This is a genomic window from Micromonospora rhizosphaerae (assembly GCF_900091465.1).
Lineage (GTDB): Bacteria > Actinomycetota > Actinomycetes > Mycobacteriales > Micromonosporaceae > Micromonospora > Micromonospora rhizosphaerae.
This window is the reverse complement of record NZ_FMHV01000002.1, coordinates 2290980-2307528: the sequence shown is the minus strand read 5'-3', so window position 1 is coordinate 2307528 and position 16549 is coordinate 2290980. Positions and strand designations below refer to the sequence as shown.

The 16549-nt window shown below is 73.7% G+C and carries 17 protein-coding genes; 4 read left to right on the top strand and 13 right to left on the bottom strand.

Annotated features, from left to right (window positions below; all coding sequences use genetic code 11):
• Positions 1–50: 50 nt before the first annotated feature.
• The 9 genes from GA0070624_RS11225 to rsmD all read right to left on the bottom strand — a co-directional run bounded on the left by GA0070624_RS11225 (position 51) and on the right by rsmD (position 8020).
• The gene (locus tag GA0070624_RS11225) at positions 51–2270 is read right to left on the bottom strand and encodes an MMPL family transporter (RefSeq protein WP_091339952.1); all 2220 of its coding nucleotides are present in this window, start codon (positions 2268–2270) and stop codon (positions 51–53) included.
• A gap of 234 nt (positions 2271–2504) precedes the next feature.
• The gene (gene mutM, locus GA0070624_RS11220) at positions 2505–3362 is read right to left on the bottom strand and encodes a bifunctional DNA-formamidopyrimidine glycosylase/DNA-(apurinic or apyrimidinic site) lyase (protein WP_091339950.1); all 858 of its coding nucleotides are present in this window, start codon (positions 3360–3362) and stop codon (positions 2505–2507) included.
• Positions 3355–4173, bottom strand: a complete 819-nt coding sequence (gene rnc / locus GA0070624_RS11215; RefSeq protein WP_091339947.1) for a ribonuclease III — start codon at positions 4171–4173, stop codon at positions 3355–3357. The genes mutM and rnc overlap by 8 nt, the downstream gene beginning before the upstream one ends.
• Before the next feature lie 214 nt (positions 4174–4387).
• A complete protein-coding gene (locus tag GA0070624_RS11205) occupies positions 4388–5365 on the bottom strand; it encodes a phosphate acyltransferase PlsX (protein WP_091339940.1) in 978 nt (325 codons plus the stop codon).
• A gap of 111 nt (positions 5366–5476) precedes the next feature.
• Positions 5477–5650, bottom strand: coding sequence for a 50S ribosomal protein L32 (rpmF, locus tag GA0070624_RS11200; RefSeq protein WP_076470490.1), 174 nt, complete (start codon positions 5648–5650; stop codon positions 5477–5479).
• Between the two features lie 5 nt (positions 5651–5655).
• Positions 5656–6219: a YceD family protein gene (locus GA0070624_RS11195; protein WP_091339935.1), complete on the bottom strand. Its 564-nt coding sequence runs from the start codon at positions 6217–6219 to the stop codon at positions 5656–5658.
• A gap of 109 nt (positions 6220–6328) precedes the next feature.
• Positions 6329–6826 (bottom strand): SPFH domain-containing protein, encoded by a 498-nt coding sequence (locus GA0070624_RS11190; RefSeq protein ID WP_018786307.1) that lies wholly within the window; start codon positions 6824–6826, stop codon positions 6329–6331.
• A gap of 145 nt (positions 6827–6971) precedes the next feature.
• Entirely contained in the window at positions 6972–7460 is a 489-nt protein-coding gene (gene coaD / locus GA0070624_RS11185; RefSeq protein ID WP_091339933.1) for a pantetheine-phosphate adenylyltransferase, read from the bottom strand.
• Positions 7457–8020: a 16S rRNA (guanine(966)-N(2))-methyltransferase RsmD gene (gene rsmD / locus GA0070624_RS11180; RefSeq protein WP_091339930.1), complete on the bottom strand. Its 564-nt coding sequence runs from the start codon at positions 8018–8020 to the stop codon at positions 7457–7459. The genes coaD and rsmD overlap by 4 nt, the downstream gene beginning before the upstream one ends.
• A gap of 253 nt (positions 8021–8273) precedes the next feature.
• On the opposite strand from rsmD, the gene GA0070624_RS11175 reads away from it, so the two are divergent.
• Complete coding sequence (locus GA0070624_RS11175; RefSeq protein ID WP_091339924.1) at positions 8274–9419, top strand: cell wall anchor protein; 1146 nt, start codon at positions 8274–8276, stop codon at positions 9417–9419.
• Positions 9420–9615: 196 nt separating this feature from the next.
• Here GA0070624_RS11175 and recG read toward each other — a convergent pair whose 3' ends face one another.
• Both recG and GA0070624_RS11165 read right to left on the bottom strand, forming a co-directional pair.
• Positions 9616–11817 (bottom strand): ATP-dependent DNA helicase RecG, encoded by a 2202-nt coding sequence (gene recG, locus GA0070624_RS11170; RefSeq protein WP_091339921.1) that lies wholly within the window; start codon positions 11815–11817, stop codon positions 9616–9618.
• Positions 11817–13433, bottom strand: coding sequence for a DAK2 domain-containing protein (locus GA0070624_RS11165; RefSeq protein ID WP_091339918.1), 1617 nt, complete (start codon positions 13431–13433; stop codon positions 11817–11819). Before GA0070624_RS11165 ends, recG begins: the two co-directional genes overlap by 1 nt.
• A 236-nt stretch (positions 13434–13669) precedes the next feature.
• Here GA0070624_RS11165 and rpmB point away from each other — a divergent pair, with 236 nt between their 5' ends.
• Positions 13670–13861 (top strand): 50S ribosomal protein L28, encoded by a 192-nt coding sequence (rpmB, locus tag GA0070624_RS11160; protein WP_073832489.1) that lies wholly within the window; start codon positions 13670–13672, stop codon positions 13859–13861.
• A gap of 147 nt (positions 13862–14008) precedes the next feature.
• Here rpmB and GA0070624_RS11155 read toward each other — a convergent pair whose 3' ends face one another.
• Positions 14009–14476 (bottom strand): GNAT family N-acetyltransferase, encoded by a 468-nt coding sequence (locus tag GA0070624_RS11155; protein ID WP_091339915.1) that lies wholly within the window; start codon positions 14474–14476, stop codon positions 14009–14011.
• Positions 14477–14552: 76 nt separating this feature from the next.
• Positions 14553–15491, bottom strand: coding sequence for a thiamine-phosphate kinase (locus tag GA0070624_RS11150; RefSeq protein ID WP_091339912.1), 939 nt, complete (start codon positions 15489–15491; stop codon positions 14553–14555).
• A gap of 184 nt (positions 15492–15675) precedes the next feature.
• Here GA0070624_RS11150 and GA0070624_RS11145 point away from each other — a divergent pair, with 184 nt between their 5' ends.
• Together GA0070624_RS11145 and GA0070624_RS11140 are read left to right on the top strand one after the other, a co-directional pair.
• Entirely contained in the window at positions 15676–15909 is a 234-nt protein-coding gene (locus GA0070624_RS11145; protein WP_091339910.1) for an Lrp/AsnC ligand binding domain-containing protein, read from the top strand.
• Complete coding sequence (locus GA0070624_RS11140; protein WP_176731665.1) at positions 15910–16548, top strand: DUF3515 family protein; 639 nt, start codon at positions 15910–15912, stop codon at positions 16546–16548.
• The last annotated feature ends 1 nt before the right edge of the window (position 16549 follow it).

Here is a 16549-nt window from a genome sequence, read left to right as displayed (position 1 = left end):
CACCAGAGGCCCTGCTGTCGCCGGGCGACAACAGGGCCCCTCGTTCCGCCTCAGCGGGCGCCGACCAGCTCGGGCGCCGGGGCGGGCGGGTCGGCGGGCGGGGTGGCCGACCGGGCGCGGAGGAAGCGCGGCGCCCACCAGTTCCGGTCGCCCAGCATGGTCATCAGCGCCGGCAGCACCACCGCCCGGATGATCGTGGCGTCCAGCAGGATCGCCGCCGCCAGACCGATGCCGAGCTGCTTGAAGTCGATCGTGCTGAGCGTCGCGAAGATCGAGAAGACCCCGACCATCACGATCGCGGCGCTCGTCACCACGCCGGCCGACGAGGTGATGCCGTACGCCACCGCCTCGCGGTTCGACATCCCGGCCCGCACCCCCTCGCGGATCCGGCTGACCACGAAGACGTGGTAGTCCATCGAGAGCCCGAACAGCACCACGAAGAGGAAGAGCGGCAGCCAGGCCACGATCGCGCCCATCGAGGTGAAGCCCAGCAGGCCCTCGGCCCAGTCGCCCTGGAAGACCAGCACCAGCAGCCCGTACGCGGCGCCGGCGGAGAGCAGGTTGAGCAGGATCGAGCTGAGCGCGATCACCACCGAACGGAAGGTCAGCACCATCACCAGGAAGGTCAGCACCAGCACGAAGCCCATGACGATCGGCAGCTTCTCCCGGATGTGCTGCGCGTAGTCCTCGCTGTCGGCGATGTCGCCGCCGACCGCGTACTCCGCCTCGGGGATCCCGCCGAGTGCGGCCGGAACCAGGTCCCGGCGGAGCCGGTCCAGCGACTGCCCGGCCTTGTCGTCCCGGCTGACGTACGGGGTGGCCACCTCCAGCACGGACACCCGCCGGTCGGCCGACACCCGGATCTTCGGGCCGTCCGCCTCGGTCGGCGCGAAGAGCGGGTCGGCCGACGCCCGGCCGGCCAGGTCGGTCAGCGCCGCCTTCACCCGGTCCGCCTCAGCCGCGGGCGCCCGGACCGCCACCGTGTGGCTGGTGCCGTTGCTCGGGAAGGCCGCGGTGAGCCGGTCGTACGCCTGCATCGCCGGCGTGCTGCGCGGCACGTCCTCCATGCCGGGGAACTTCAGCTGCATGCCGAGCGCGGGCGCGGCCAGGGCGAGCAGCAGCCCGACCGAGATCACCAGGGTCGCCACCGGCGCCCGCAGCGCCGGCTTCAGCACGGCCGGCCAGAACCGCGGCTTCGCCGGTTCCCCGTGCCGCCCGGTACGCGGCGCGGTCAGCCGCCACAGCAGCGGCACCCGGGGCCGGTCGACCCAGCGGCCGAGCTTGGCCAGCAGGGCCGGCAGCACGGTCAGCGAGCCGGTCACCGCGACCGCCACCACCAGGATCGAGCCCACCGCGAGGGAGGAGAAGACCGCGTCGTTGGCGAGCAGCAGGCCGGCCATCGAGATGATCACGGCGAGGCCGGAGACCACCACGGCGTGCCCGGAGGTCTCCGCAGCGATCTCCACCGCGTCGAGCCCGGAGCGTCCCTTGGCCCGTTCCTCCCGCTCCCGTCGCACGTAGAACAGCGAGTAGTCGACCCCGACCGCCATGCCGATCAGCAGGATGACGCTGGACGTGACGTCGGTCGCCGGCACCAGGTGCGAGGCGAGGGTGGACAGCCCCATGGCGGCGGCCACTGAGGAGAGCGCGAGCAGCACCGGCACGCCGGCGGCGATCAGCGCCCCGAACGCGATGATCAGGATGGCCAGGGTGACCGGCAGGCTGAGCAGCTCCGCCCGCTTGAAGTCCTTGCCGAGCGTGTCGTCCAGCGCCCTGCCGATCGACGGCCCGCCGACCTGCTCGATCCGCAGCTGCGGGTGGTCGTCCTGTACCCCGGCCGTGGCGTCGCGCAGCGGCTGCACGCGGTCGGACGCGGTCTCCGGGTCACCGGACATGGTGATCGGCACCAGCAGCGCGGAGCCGCCCCGGGCCGGCACCGGCTGGCCGACCGAGGCGACCCCGTCGACCCCCCGAAGCCGGGCGGCCGCCTCGTCGGCCGCGGCCTTCGCCGCGGCCGGGTCGAGCGTGCCGCCGCGCGGCGTGATGAGGATGTTCTCCATCGCCGGATCGTCGAACTTCCCGGTCTCCACGATCAGCCCCGCCCGGCCCGACTCGCCGACGGCCTGGTCGGCGTAGGTGGCCTCGTTGAGGCCGGCGGCGTTCCCTCCGACGAAGCACACCGCCACGAACACCACCCACAGCGCGATGGCCCGCCACGGGTGCTCCGCACTCCACCGCGCCAACCGCACCGTCACCGGTCTGCTGCCCATCTCCGGGTCCCCCTCCAGACGTCGGTCCTCTGCCGACGGTCCCGACGCTAGGCGTGGCGACGTGGGCGGACATCCGGGTTCGGCCCCGGTTCGTCCCCCATCCGGAACGACCCGGCCGGCCGGATCAGGCCGGATCGGCCAACCGGACAGAGGGGAAGGAAACGGGCGACCGTCGCGGACCCGCCAGGAACGGTCGGGTGCGGCACACCGGCGCAACCCCGAGTCGCCTCGGGGTCATCCCCGGAGGGCCCCCCGGGGCCGCGGCTGGCAGCGCGGGCAGCTGTACGACGACCGGTTCATGAACGGCTCGCGGCGGATCGGCGTGCCACAGCGACCGCAGGGCTCGCCCTCCCGGCCGTACACGTTCAGCGACCGGTCGAAGTAGCCGCTCTCGCCGTTGACGTTGACGTAGAGGGCGTCGAAGCTGGTGCCGCCCTCGTTGATCGCCTCGCGGAGCACGTCCCGGACGTGCCCGAGCAGCCGCAGCGCGGCTGGGCCGGTGAGCGCGTCGGTGGGTCGGCCGCCGTGCAGCTTCGCCCGCCAGAGCGCCTCGTCGGCGTAGATGTTGCCGACGCCGGAAATCAGGGTCTGGTCGAGCAGGGCCCGCTTCACCTCGGTACGCCGCCGGCGCAGCGCCGCCACGAACCCCGCGTCGGAGAACTCCGGATCCAGCGGGTCCCGCGCGATGTGCGCGATCTCGCTGGGCAGCGCGGCGCCACCCTCCGACACGGACAGTCCGCCGAACGTGCGCTGGTCGACGAAGCGCAGCTCCGGGCCGTCGTCGGCGAACCGGAACCGGACCCGCAGGTGCAGCTCGTCGGCCGCCCCGACGGGCTGGAGCAGCAGCTGGCCGGACATGCCGAGGTGGCCGATGAGCGCGTCACCGCTGTCCAGCGGCAGCCAGAGGTACTTGCCCCGGCGCCGGACGTCGGTCACCGTCCGGTCCTTCAACACGTCGGCGAAGTGCGCCCCGCCGGGCTGGTGCCGGCGTACCGCGCGGGGGTGGCGCACCTCGACCGAGGCGATCCGGCGCCCGATGACCCACTGGGCCAGCCCCTGCCGGACCGTTTCGACCTCGGGCAGCTCAGGCACGGTGCGAGCCCGCCGCGGCGGGGTCGGTCCCGCGCCCGTCGTCGGCCGTCGCAGCGCCGCCGGCCGCCTCGGCGGTGGCCGCCTCGGCGGTGGCCGCCTCGGCCTGCTCGGTGAGCGTCCGCCAGGCCGACTCCGCGGCCCGCTGCTCGGCCTCCTTCTTGCTCCGGCCCTCGGCGCCGCCGTACCGGTTGCCGGCCACCACCACCCAGGCGGTGAAGGTCTTGAGGTGGTCCGGACCGGTGCCCTCGATGCGGTACTCCGGGACGCCCAGCCCCAGCGCGGCGGTCAGCTCCTGGAGGCTGGTCTTCCAGTCCAGGGCCGCGCCCCGGCCGGCCGACTCGGCCATCAGCGGGTCGAAGAGCCGGTGGATCACGATCGCCGCGGTGTCCAGGCCGTACTGGAGGTAGATCGCGCCGAGCAGCGCCTCCAGGGTGTCGGCCAGGATGCTCGCCTTGTCCCGGCCGCCGGTGGCCTCCTCGCCCTTGCCGAGCAGCAGGTAGAGGCCGAGGCCCTCCGGGCCGAGGCCGCGCGCCACGTCGGCGAGGGCGCGCATGTTGACCACGCTGGCCCGCAGCTTGGCGAGCTGCCCCTCGGGCAGGTCCGGGTGGTTGTGGAAGAGCGCCGTCGTGATCACCACGCCGAGCACCGAGTCGCCCAGGAACTCCAGCCGCTCGTTGGTGGGCAGGCCGCCGTTCTCGTACGCGTACGAGCGGTGGGTCAGCGCGCGCTCCAGCAGCTCCGGGTCGAGCGACACCCCGAAGGCCGCCTCCAGATGACCGACGGGAGCACGCCGCCGCTTGTCGTTCGTCATGCTGCTACCTCTTCATTCGCGACTGCGGGGCTCGCAAGCTCACTCCTCGCGCTCATGGCTACCTCTTCATTCGCGACTGCGGGGCTCGCAAGCTCACTCCTCGCGCTCATGGCTACCTCTTCATTCGCGACTGCGGGGCTCGCAAGCTCACTCCTCGCGCTCATGGCTACCTCTTCATTCGCGACTGCGGGGCTCGCAAGCTCACTCCTCGCGCTCATGTGGTCACCTCGTTGCTGTCACTGGGTGCGGGATCCTGCGGAGTGCCATGGAGCAGGGCGGAGACCAGGTAGGTGGCGCCGCGCCGCCACAGGTGGGCGGCGAGGGCGATGCCGGAGGCGACATCGTCGGGACGGGCCGCGCCGTGGCAGACGACCACCGTGCCGGCCACGCCGAGCACCGCGGCGGCCCTGGGGGCGCCGCCGCTGGCGGGGGGCCCACCGGCCATCGCGTACGCGCCCTCGATCGCCTTGAGCAGCACGTTACCGGTGAAGCCGTCGGTTACCACGACATCGGCGCGCGCGCCGAGCGCGACGTCGTACCCCTCGACGAGGCCGACATAGCGGGCGCCGCACGGCAGCGGCACGGCGGCGAGCGCGGGATCGGCGGCGCGGCGCAGGCGGTCGCCCTTGCCCGCCTCGGTGCCGACGGAGAGCAGCCCGATCCGGGGCTCGGCCACGCCGTGCGTCACCGCGGCGTAGGCGGCGCCGAGCACGGCGTGCCGGGCGAGGGTGGCCGGGCCGGGCTCCAGCGTGCCGCCGACGTCCAGCAGGATCACCGGGCCGGCGACCGCCGGCAGCGTCGCCACCAGGGCCGGCCGGCGTACGCCGGTCCACCGGCCGAGGCCGAGCGCGGCGGCGGTGACGGTGGCGCCGGTCGCGCCGGCGGAGACGAGCGCATCCGCGATGCCGTCGCGGACCGCGCTGACGGCCGCGCGGACGGTACTCTCCGCGCGCGCGGCGCTGGGATGGTCGGTCATGCCGACGGCGGTCCGGACCGGCCGGACCGTCACCCGGGCGCGCTGCGCCGGATCGAGGGCGTCGATCAGCCCGCCGGCGACCTCGGCCGGGCCGACGAGCAGCAGGTGCAGGTCGGGGTCGGCGCGCACGGCCCGCAGAGCGCCGTCAACCACGACGGCGGGAGCCTCGTCCCCGCCGAGGAGGTCAACGGCGATCCGCGCGGTGCCCGGCTCCATCGGTACGGCGGCCGCAGGGCGGCCGGCGGCGGAGGGAGCCGGGGCACCGGGCGATTGCCAGGGTGCGCGCGTCACCCGACCCGTGGTCGGGGGCGTCACTCGGCGTCCAGGTCAGACCTCGAGGACCTGGCGGCCGTTGTACGTGCCGCAGACGGAGCACGCGGCGTGCGGCAGCTTCGGCGACTTGCACTGCGGGCAGGCCACGGTCGCGACCGCCGCGGTCTTCCACTGCGCCCGGCGGGACCGGGTGTTGCTGCGCGACATCTTGCGCTTGGGGACGGCCACGGTTGTTACTCCTCTTTACGGGTCAGTTGCGACAGGGCCGCCCAACGCGGGTCGACCTGCTGGTGACTGTGGTCAGCTGGCAGTTCATCCCAGTGCACCCCACATTCGGGGCACAGCCCTGGGCAGTCCTCCCGGCAGAGCGGGTTGGTCGGCAGTGTGAGCACCACCGCGTCCCGCAGCGCCGGCTCCAGGTCGATCAGATCGCCCTGCATCCGGCCCACCTCGTCCTCGTCGGCCGTGATGTCCGTGGTGCTGTTCTCGTACGCGTACAGCTCCTGGATCCGGACGACCACCGAGTCGTTGATCTCGCGCAGGCAGCGGCTGCACTCGCCCTTGATGGGACCGCTGATGGTCCCGGAGACAAGTACACCCTCGGACACCGACTCCAACCTCAGGTCGAGGTCGAGATCCGCGCCCTCCGGCACGCTGATCAACTCCACGCCGAGGTCCGCCGGTGCCGGCACGACCCGCTGGACCGTACGCAACGCACCAGGCCGACGCGGCAGGTCCCTCGTGTCGAGGACCAGCGGCGACCTGGGGTCGAGTGGGGATGGCGAGTGTTTGGGCATAGTCAGACTCCGGCCGGTGAGAGGCCGACAAAAAGGTTACCTGGGCGACGGCCCGACCGTCGAACCGGGGCGTCGCCCGCCCCCCGCCTGTCGGCTGGTGGGGTGCCGTTCAGAAGGGTAGCGGGCGGTCGGCCTCGTCACCGGCGAAGGTGCCGATCTCGCGCAGCGCGTGCATCTTGTCCCGGCCGCGCTCTATCGAGGCGAGTGCCCGGGTGAGGAACTGCTCGAAGTTGGCCAGCGCGGTGTCGACGTAGTCGTCCACCTCCTCGCGAAGGCGCTGCGCCTCGGCGCGGGCCTCGGCGATGATCCGCGCGCCCTCGTGCTCGGCGGAGACCGTGATCTCGTTCACCGAGACCAGCCTGGCGTGTTCCGCCTCACCCTCGCTGATGATCCGGTCGGCCTCGCGCTTGCCGGCCTCCATGATCTTGTCTCGCTCCTCCAGCAGCGCGGCGGCCCGGCGCAGGTCGGCAGGGAGTTCGGCGCGCAGCTCGTCGAGGGCCGCGATCATCTCGCCCCGGTCGACCATGCAGTTGTTGCGCGACATCGGGACGGAGCGTGCCTGCTCCACCATCGCGATCAGTTCGTCGATGCGATCGAGCGGGTCCACCGGTGCCTCACCCCTGTCGTTCGTCGGCCGACCTCCATGATGCGGGCTACGGCCGGGTTCCCGCTCCACCAATGATGTCGTGCGCGGGCGACAGGTGGCCCATCCGCCCCGGTCCGGCGCGTCGCGCCGGACCGCGAGGCGGGGGTCAGCCGGGCTGCTGTGGCGCCAGCCGGGCGCGCAGCTGCTCGCGGACCACGTCCGGCACGTGGGCCGAGATGTCCCCGCCCCACTTCGCCACGTCCTTGACCAGGCTGGAGGAGAGGAACGAGTAGAGCGGGTTGGTCGGCATGAAGAGCGTCTCCACGCCGGCCAGGCCGATGTTCATCTGCGCCATCTGCAGCTCGTAGTCGAAGTCGCTGACCGCCCGCAGGCCCTTGATCAGCACGCTCGCCTGCTGGGCGCGGCAGAAGTCCACCAGCAGCCCACGGAACGACTCGACCCGCACGTTGTCGTATGACTTGGTCACCTCGCGGAGCATGTCGATCCGCTCCTCGACGGTGAACAGGCCGCGCTTCGACTGGTTCACCAACACGCCGACGATCACCTCGTCGAAGAGCCGGCTGGCCCGTCCGATGATGTCGAGGTGTCCGTTGGTGACCGGATCGAACGAGCCGGGACAGACCGCACGTCTCATGATCGGCGACCGTACCAAAGGGTGGTCTCGCCGTAGCGCCGGCTGCGCTCGGCAGTGATGCCCTCCACCCAGATGACCGGTCCGCTCCGGCTGGAGCGTTCCACCACCACCAGGGCGTCCGGGGCCAGCCAGCCCCGGTGGACCAGCGGGGCCAGCATCGCGGTGACCTCCTCGTCTCCGAGGGCGTACGGCGGGTCGGCGAAGACCACGTCGTACGGGTCGCCGGCCGGGCCGGCCGCGAGCACGGTGGCCACCTTGCCGGTGGCCAGCCGGGCGGCCGGGGCGGCCCCCAGCGCGGTGATGTTCTCCCGGATCACCCGGGCCGCCCGCGGGTCGGACTCGACCAGCAGCACGTGCTCGGCCCCCCGGGACAGCGCCTCCAACCCCACCGCCCCGGATCCGGCGTACAGGTCGGCGAAGCGGGCGCCGACCAGGTCGATCTCGGCCTGCACGGCGCTGAACAACGCCTCCCGGACCCGGTCGGAGGTCGGCCGCGTGCCGGCGCCGGGCGGCGCCGCGATCCGCCGCCCGCCGAGCGTCCCGGCCACGATCCGGGTCACCGTCTGCTCCTGCTCATGGCCCTGACGCTACGCGACGGCCGGACGGGCCCGGGCGACACGGCGCGTACCACTGGACGCAACGAATGATCACCGGGCGTGGATCAATGATCTCAAATTAATAACATCAGCTCGACGTGCCGTCGGTCGATGTAACGCAACCGGTGGCGATATCGCTAGGGTCTGCCCGGTTGTTGGGCGCGAGGCTTCGGTCCCCCGCCACACCCACCGAATTCCCCCCTCATCAGGAGTAGACGTGAACCGTCTGAACCTCCGGCGCGTCACGGCGGTCGCCGCCGGCGCGCTGCTCGGCCTCGCGGGCGTCGCCGCGGTGGCCGCCCCCGCCAGCGCCCACCACAGCGAGGTCAAGGTCACCGCCGAGTGTGACACCGCGAAGGGCGAGTGGGTCACGACCTGGACCGTGCAGACCTACGCACCGGAAGGGGTGAACAACTACCGGCTCGTCAAGGCGGAGGCCACCAGCCGGACCGGCGAAACCACCGCCCCGTTCACCGTCGAGGGCATCAATGTCACCGAGGACGGCGCGAACCCGCTGTACCCGCACTCGGTCTCGCAGCCCCTGGTCGGCAAGGTCCGCCTGGCGGGCAACGTCACGGGGGCCTCGCTGAGCGTCCGCGCCCAGTGGGACAACACGTTCCAGGAAAACGATGACAGGAGCGCCTCCATCAAGTTCAGCGAGAGCTGCGACAAGGTGGTGACGCCACCGCCGGCCGAGGCCAACCCCAAGGCCACGGTGACCGCCGACTGCACCGGCGACGTGGCGGTCACGCTCGAGAATGGCCGCGAGGCCACCAAGGACGCCTCCTTCACCGTGACGGGCACCGACGGCTTCACGAAGACCGCGACCGTGGGGCCGGGCAAGGACACGACGATCACGGTTCCGGCCAAGAACGCCGGCCGGATCAAGGTCACCGAGGCGGGCCAGGAGCAGCCGCTCTTCGACGACAAGCCCGCCGAGGCGAAGGACTGTGTCGAGCCGGGAGAGCCGGCGGGCAGCTACCGGTCCACCTGCGACGAGCTGATCTTCCAGGTCGAGAACCCGAAGGACGGCAAGACCGTCACCGTCACCTTCACCCCCAGCAGGGGCGAGCCGCAGACGCTGGTCGTGGCGCCGGGCGAGACCAAGACCGTGAAGTTCCCGGCCTCGGAGGGTCTGACGGTCACCCCGAAGGCCGAGGGCCTGGACGACACGTCGCCGATCGCCTGGGAGAGGCCGGCTGACTGCACCCCGGGCGGGGGCGGCGGCGACCAGGGCGGCCCCACCCTGCCGCTGACCGGTGCCGCGACGGGCGGCATCGTCGCGGGCGCGCTCGTGCTGCTGGCCGCCGGGGCAACCCTGTTCGTGGTGGCCCGCCGGCGTCGGGTGCGCTTCACCGCCTGAGCCGAGCTGAGCTGATCCGAGGGCGCACCGACCACCCGGTCGGCGCGCCCTCGGTGCGTGGGGCTCCCCTTCCGTAAGAACCCACCCGGGGCCGGGATGTGGCACCGGGTGATCGACTCAGGGTGCGAAACATCGGGGCATCCCGGCAGTGGGACAGCGCGAGGTGCCGCACCGCGAGTCGATCACGCAAGCCCGGTCAGCCCTTCTCCAGGTATTCGGCGCGTTCCTCGTCGACCAGGGCGGCCACCGAGGCCGCCAGCGCCGGGTGCCGGGTCAGCTCCGGGTCCTCCTCGACCAGCGCGATCGCCTCGGCCCGGGCGTCCCGGATCAGGTCGGCGTCGCGCAGCAGTGAGAGCAGCCGCAGGTGGGACCGGCGCCCGGACTGGGTGGCGCCGAGCACGTCCCCCTCCCGGCGCTGCTCCAGGTCCAGCTCGGCCAGCTTGAAGCCGTCGGTGGTGGAGGCGACCGCCTCCAGCCGCTCCCGGGCCGACGAGCCCTCCGCCGCCTCGGTCACCAGCAGGCAGAGCCCTGCGGCGGCGCCCCGCCCGACCCGGCCGCGCAGCTGGTGCAGCTGGGACACGCCGAACCGGTCGGCGTCGAGCACGATCATGACGGTGGCGTTCGGCACGTCCACGCCCACCTCGACCACCGTGGTGGCCACCAACACGTCCAGGTCGCCGGCGGCGAAGGAGCGCATCACCGCGTCCTTCTCGTCCGCGGGCAGCCGGCCGTGCAGCACCCCGATCCGCAGCCCGTGCAGCGGTCCGTCGGCGAGCAGCGGGGCGACCTCGGTCACCGCCAGCGGCGGTCGCCGCGCCGACTCGTCCGCCGGCGGCGCCTCCTCGTCCGACGCCGGCCCGTCACCGATCCGTGGGCAGACCACGTACGCCTGGTGGCCGGCGGCCACCTCCTCGCGCAGCCGGCGCCAGGCGCGGTCCAGGAACGCCGGTTTCTCGGCGGCCGGCACCACGTGCGAGGCGATCGGCGAACGGCCCTGCGGGAGCTGGGACAGGGTGGAGATCTCCAGGTCGCCGTAGACGGTCATCGCCACCGTGCGCGGGATCGGGGTGGCGGTCATCACCAGCACGTGCGGCGGCTGGTCGGCCTTGGCCCGCAACGCGTCGCGCTGCTCCACGCCGAAGCGGTGCTGCTCGTCGACCACCACCAGGCCCAGATCGGCGAAGTCGACCCCCTCGTAGAGCAGGGCGTGGGTGCCGAGCACGATCCCGGCCCGCCCCTCGGCCACCTCGGCGAGGGCCCGCCGCCGCGCTGCCGCGCCGAGCGAACCGGTCACCAGCTCGACCCGGGTGGCCTCGTCGGCGGCGGCCAGCTCGCCGGCCCGGCCCAGCGAACCGAGCAGGTCGAGCATGCCCCGGTAGTGCTGGGCGGCGAGCACCTCGGTCGGGGCGAGCAGGGCCGCCTGGCCACCGGCGTCAACCACCTGCAGCATGGCCCGCAGTGCGACCACGGTCTTGCCCGAGCCGACCTCGCCCTGGAGCAGCCGGTGCATCGGATGCGCGGTGGCCAGGTCGGTGGCGATCTCCGCGCCGACGGCCCGCTGGCCGGGCGTCAGCTCGTACGGCAGGCGGGCATCGAAGGCGTCGAGCAGCCCGCCCGAGCGCCCCGGGCGGGGACGGGCGGGCCAGTCGGCGGCGCGGTGCTTGCGCTCCACCAGGGTGAGCTGCACCGCGAACGCCTCGTCCCACTTGAGCCGCCGCCGGGCCCGGTACAGCTCCTCCTTGCTGGACGGTCGGTGGATCTCGCGCAGCGCGGTGTCGAGGCCGACCAGGTTGCGGCTGGCCCGGACGGTCGCCGGCAGCGGGTCCTGCGGCGGGGTCAAGGTGTCCAGCACGACCCGGACGCAACGGGCGATCACCCAGGTCGGCACCGCGGCGGCGGCCGGGTAGACCGGGATCAGCGCGCCGGCGAACTCCTCGACCTCCTCGTTGGCCGCCGCCTCGCCGTCCCCGCCCTCGCCGAGCAGCACGTACTCCGGGCCGTTGAGCTGCCGCTTGCCCCGGAACTCGGTGACCTTGCCGGCGAACAGCCCCCACCGCCCGGGGCGCAGCTCCCGCTCCCGCCAGGCCTGGTTGCCGAAGAAGGTGAGGGTGAGCACACCGCCGGAGCCGTCGCCAACGGTCACCTCGAGCAGATTGCCCCGCCGCTGCCGCATCGGCCGGACCGCGGTGCGCTGCACCTGGGCCAGCACGGTGACCTGCTCGCCCACGTCCAGCGAGCGGATGTCGGTGTGCTCGCCCCGCTCGTCGTACCGACGGGGGAAGTGGTAGATCAGGTCGCCGGCGGTGTGCAGGTCGAGGTGACTCGCCAGGGCCTTGGCGGTCTTCTCCCCGACCAGCTTCTTCAGCGGCGTCTCCATGGTGGCGGACTGCGACGTCATCATTCGACCCCAACCACGAGCGGATAGTTCGGCTGCCCGCCCTCGTACGCCTGGACCTCGACGAACGGCCAGGCCCGCTCGACGTGCTCGCGCACCCGGTCGGCCAGCCCCGGCGGGGCGTCCGCCCCGCAGAGCAGGGTGACCAGCTCGCCGCCGCCGCCGAGCATCCGGTCGACCACGGCGACGCAGGTCTCGAGCAGGTCGGCGCCGATCAGATGCACCTCCCCCTCGACCAGCGCCAGCACGTCGCCCGGGCGACACGGCCCGGCGACGGTGAGCGCCTCCCGGCTGGCGTGGGAGACCTCCGCGTACCGGCAGGCGCCGGCCGCCTCGGCCATGGCGATGACGTCGTCCTCGAACCGCCGGGCCGGGTCGCGGACGGCGAGGGCGGCCAACGCCTGCACCGGCGACCGGGTGGGCACCACGCTGACCTTGACGCCCAGCCCGTGCGCCTCCTTGGCGGCCGCGCTCGCCACCGCCTGGGTGTTGGGGTCGTTGGGCAGCACCACCACCCGGGCCGCGCCGGTGGCCCGGATGGCGTCGAGCAGCTCACCGGTGGAAGGGTTGGCGGGCACCACCGTGGCGCCCTCGGCGGCGAAGAGCTCGGCGATGCCGGCTCCGGTCGCCACCACCACGGCCGCCCGGCCGTCCGGCAGCAGCGTCGGCGGGGCTGGGGCCGGCGCCACCTGGTCGGCGAAGCGGGTCACCGAGATCCGGTGCGGGCGGCCGGCGACCACTCCCGCCTCGATCGCCGCGCCGACGTCGTTGACGTGCACGTGAACGTTCCAGGTGCCGCCACCGCCGTCGCCGACGATCACCAGCGAGTCGCCCAGCGCGTCCAGCTCGGCCCGCAGCCGGCCCACCGCCTCCGCGCCGGCGTCGAGCAGGAACTGCACCTCGTACGCGTACTCCGCCGAGCCGGTCTCCCGCACGGCGGTGGCCGGCGGGCGGACCGCGCGCGACGCGGGCGCCGGCTGCTGCAGGCTCTCCCCGGTGATCACCTCGACCAGCGCGTCCAGCAGCAGGCAGAGCCCGCGCCCGCCGGCGTCCACGACGCCCGCCCGGGCCAGCGCCGGCAGCTGCTCCGGGGTACGCGCGAGGGCGCGCGTCGCCCCGGTGGCCGCCGCCCTGGCGACCGTCCGCAGGTCGTCGCTGTCCGCCTGCTCGGCGGCGCGGGCGGCGGCGGCGACCACGCTGAGCAGGGTGCCCTCGACGGGCCGGGCGACCGCGGCGTACGCGGCGGTGGCCGCGTCCCGGAGCGCGGCGGTGAGCTGACGACCGCGGACCGCCGGGGCGGCGGCGAGTGCGTCGGCGAGGCCGCGCAGGATCTGCGACAGGATCACCCCGGAGTTGCCCCGGGCGCCGAGCAGCGCCCCCCGGGCCATCAGCCGCAGCGCGTGCCCGTGCGGGGTGTGCCCGTCCTCGGGGAGGGTGTCCAGGTCCATCGCCAGGGCCTGCTGCGCCGAGGTGAGGGTGAGCACCAGGTTGGTCCCCGTGTCCCCGTCCGGGACCGGGTAGACGTTGAGATCGTCGATCTCGCCCTGGTGCCGCTGGAGGGCGGCCAGCCCGTTCGCGCACCAGCGGCGCACCGCGGCGGCGTCGAGGGTGTCCAGCACGTCGGGAAGCCTACTGGCGGGAACCGACACCCGCCCGCGTCGGACGGCCCTCACCGGCGTGTCCGCCGCCCCGGACCCCCGGTCGCGCGACGGCCCGCACGGGTAAGCTGGGGCTGCCGCCACCGCGGTCGAGCGGGCCCGTTGGGCGGACCGGCGGCTCATCGGGTAACCTGGCCAGGTTGCCCGGGCAGCGCCTGGCGGCGACCTCATGAACGTTTCAATCCCAGGAGTATCCCGTGGCTAGCGTGTGCGACGTCTGTGGCAAGGGGCCGGGCTTCGGCCACAACGTGTCCCACTCGCACCGGCGGACCAACCGCCGCTGGAACCCGAACATCCAGTCGGTGCGTACCCCGGCCGGTGGCGGCACCACCAAGAAGATGCAGGTCTGCACCTCGTGCATCAAGGCCGGCAAGGTCACCCGCGCCTGACGCGGTAACGCCCGACCCAGTATCTCGTCAGTGCCGGCGGACCCGAGCGGTCCGCCGGCTCTGTCGTGTCCGCGGACAGGGCAACCGGGTCATGATCGATGCCGCGTCGGCCGGCGGGACGCCCGCCGGCCGACGCGCGGAAATGCCTCAGAGGGTGCGGCCGAAGGAGAGGCAGCCGGGGGCGTCCTGGTAGAAGCCGAAGTTCGGGATCCGCTCGTAGCCCGCCGAGGTGTACATGGCGATCGCCTCGGGCTGCTTGTCGCCGCACTCCAGGATGACCCGCTTGCGGCCCTGCTCCCGGGCCGACCGCTCGATCGCGACCAGCACCGAGCGGGCCACGCCCCGACCCCGGGCGACCGGAGCGGTGTACATCCGCTTCAGCTCGGCCGTGTCGCCGTCCTCGCCGTGACTACGCCAGCCGCCGCAGCCCACCGGCTCCCCGCCGAGGTAGGCCACCAGGAAGGCGCCGGCGGGTGGCACGAACTCCGACGCGTCGACCGGCGTGTCGTCGCCGCTGCCGCCGTACCGCTGGCCGAGATCGGCCAGGGCCGCCCGGATCAGCGCCTGCGACTCCGGCGCGTCGAAGCGCTGCACCCGGATCTCGATCTCACCCACCCATGAAGGGTACGACCGGCGCCGGCCCCGATCCCGGGCCGGCCACGCGCCTTGGTCGTACGTCACTCGCCACCGGTCAGCGGAAGTGGTCCCAGCCGGTGCGACCCTCGTACGCCGCGCCGTCCACGGTCACGCCGGCGCCCTCCACCACCCGGCCGACCGGCCGCCATTCCTCGGGCAGCGCCACCGACCGGGGGAAGGTCGCGGCCAGGGCGTGGTCGTCGCCACCGGTGAGGATCCAGGAGTACGGGTCGACGCCGAGCGCCTGCGCGGCGTCCCGCATCTGCCGGGGCACCTCGAAGGAGTCCCGGTGCACGTCGATGGCGACCCCGCTGGCCTTCGCCACGTGGCCCAGGTCGGCCAGCAGCCCGTCAGAGACGTCGATCATGGCGGTGGCGCCGAGCCGGGCGGCGTGCGGGCCCGCCGGGTAGGGCACCTCGGGCCGCCGGAACGCCTCGACCAGCAGCCGGGGCGTGCGGAAGCCACGGGAGAGGACGGTGTACCCCGCCGCCGCCCAGCCGGTCCGGCCGGCCAGGGCGACCACGTCCCCCGGCCGGGCGCCGGAGCGGACCACCGGCGGCCGCTCGGCCAGATCGCCGAGGGCGGTGACCGCGATGGTCAGGGTGGGGCTGGCGGACATGTCCCCGCCGACCACGCTCGCGCCGACCTTCGCCGCCTCCGCGCCGAGGCCGTCGGCGAGTTCCTCCGCCCAGATCGTCTCCAGGTCCGCCGGGATGCAGAGGGCGACCAGCAGGGCGGTCGGGGTGGCCCCCATTGCCGCGATGTCGGCGAGGTTGGCCGCCGCCGCCCGGTGCCCGACGTCCCGCGCACTGGACCAGTCCCGCCGGAAGTGCCGCCCCTCGACCAGCACGTCCGTCGAGGCGACGACCCGCCGGTCCGGCGCCGCGACCACGGCGGCGTCGTCACCGGGACCGAGCAGGCAGCTCTCCCCGTGCGTCAGCCGGGCGGTCACCCGGTCGATCAACCCGAACTCCCCGACACCCGCGACCGTCATCCCGTCCCCTCGCCGCGCTCGCTCACGCCCGCTCCTCCACGACGCCCGCCCACCTCCACCGTCCGGAGGCGCCGGGTGCGCTCGCTCACCGTCTTCGCCCGACCACCGATAGCGGTCGGAGCCGCTCCGTAAGGTAGTTTCACCCTTCGGGCCGCCCAGGGCGGCGACGGACGGAGGTCGAGTCGTGGTACAGGCGTACATCCTCATCCAGACCGAGGTCGGCAAGGCGCGTGACGTGGCCGATCAGATCTCGGACCTTTCCGGCGTGGTACGGGTCGACGCCGTCACCGGGCCGTACGACGTGGTCGTTCTCACCGAGGCGAACACGGTCGACGAGCTCGGCAAACTGATCGTCAGCAAGGTGCAGATGGTGCCCGGCATCACCCGCACCCTCACGTGTTCGGTGGTGCGCCTGTAAGTGGACAAGATCACGTCAACCCCCGCTCCCGCCGCGGCCGAGCCGACCCCGGCCGACGAGGCGACGACCCCGCGCCGGGACCGGTCCACCCGCAGCGCCGCGCTCTGGGCGACGCTGATCGCGCTGCCGGTGACAGTGGCGGTGGCCGGGTTCACCTTCGCCAAGCTCTCCCCGGACGAGCCGGCCGCCGCCCCGAGCGCGTCGGCGAGCGCGGCCCGGCCGCAGTCCACCGCCCCGGTGGAGATGGCCGCGCCGACGCTGGCCGAGCGGCCCGCCACGGTCTGCCGGGCCCTGCTGTCGCAGCTGCCGCCGAGCGTGCGCGAGCTGCAGCAGCGGCCGGTCACCGCGGGACACGAGCAGAACGCCGCGTACGGGGACCCGGCGTTGACCGTCGCCTGCGGCGGCACCCCGCCGATCGTCCAGCCCACGGACGACGTCTGGACGGTCAACAAGGTCTGCTGGCACGCGGTCGAGGAGGCCGACGCGACCGTGCTGACCGCGGTCGACCGGGAGACCCCGGTGCGGGTGCGGGTGCCGCGGGCGTACGAGCAGCCGCTGCAGTGGGTCACCCCGATCTCCGACGCGATCGTCGCCTCGGTCCCGTCGGCGAAGTCCGCCCCCGCCGGCTGCGCCGGCTGAC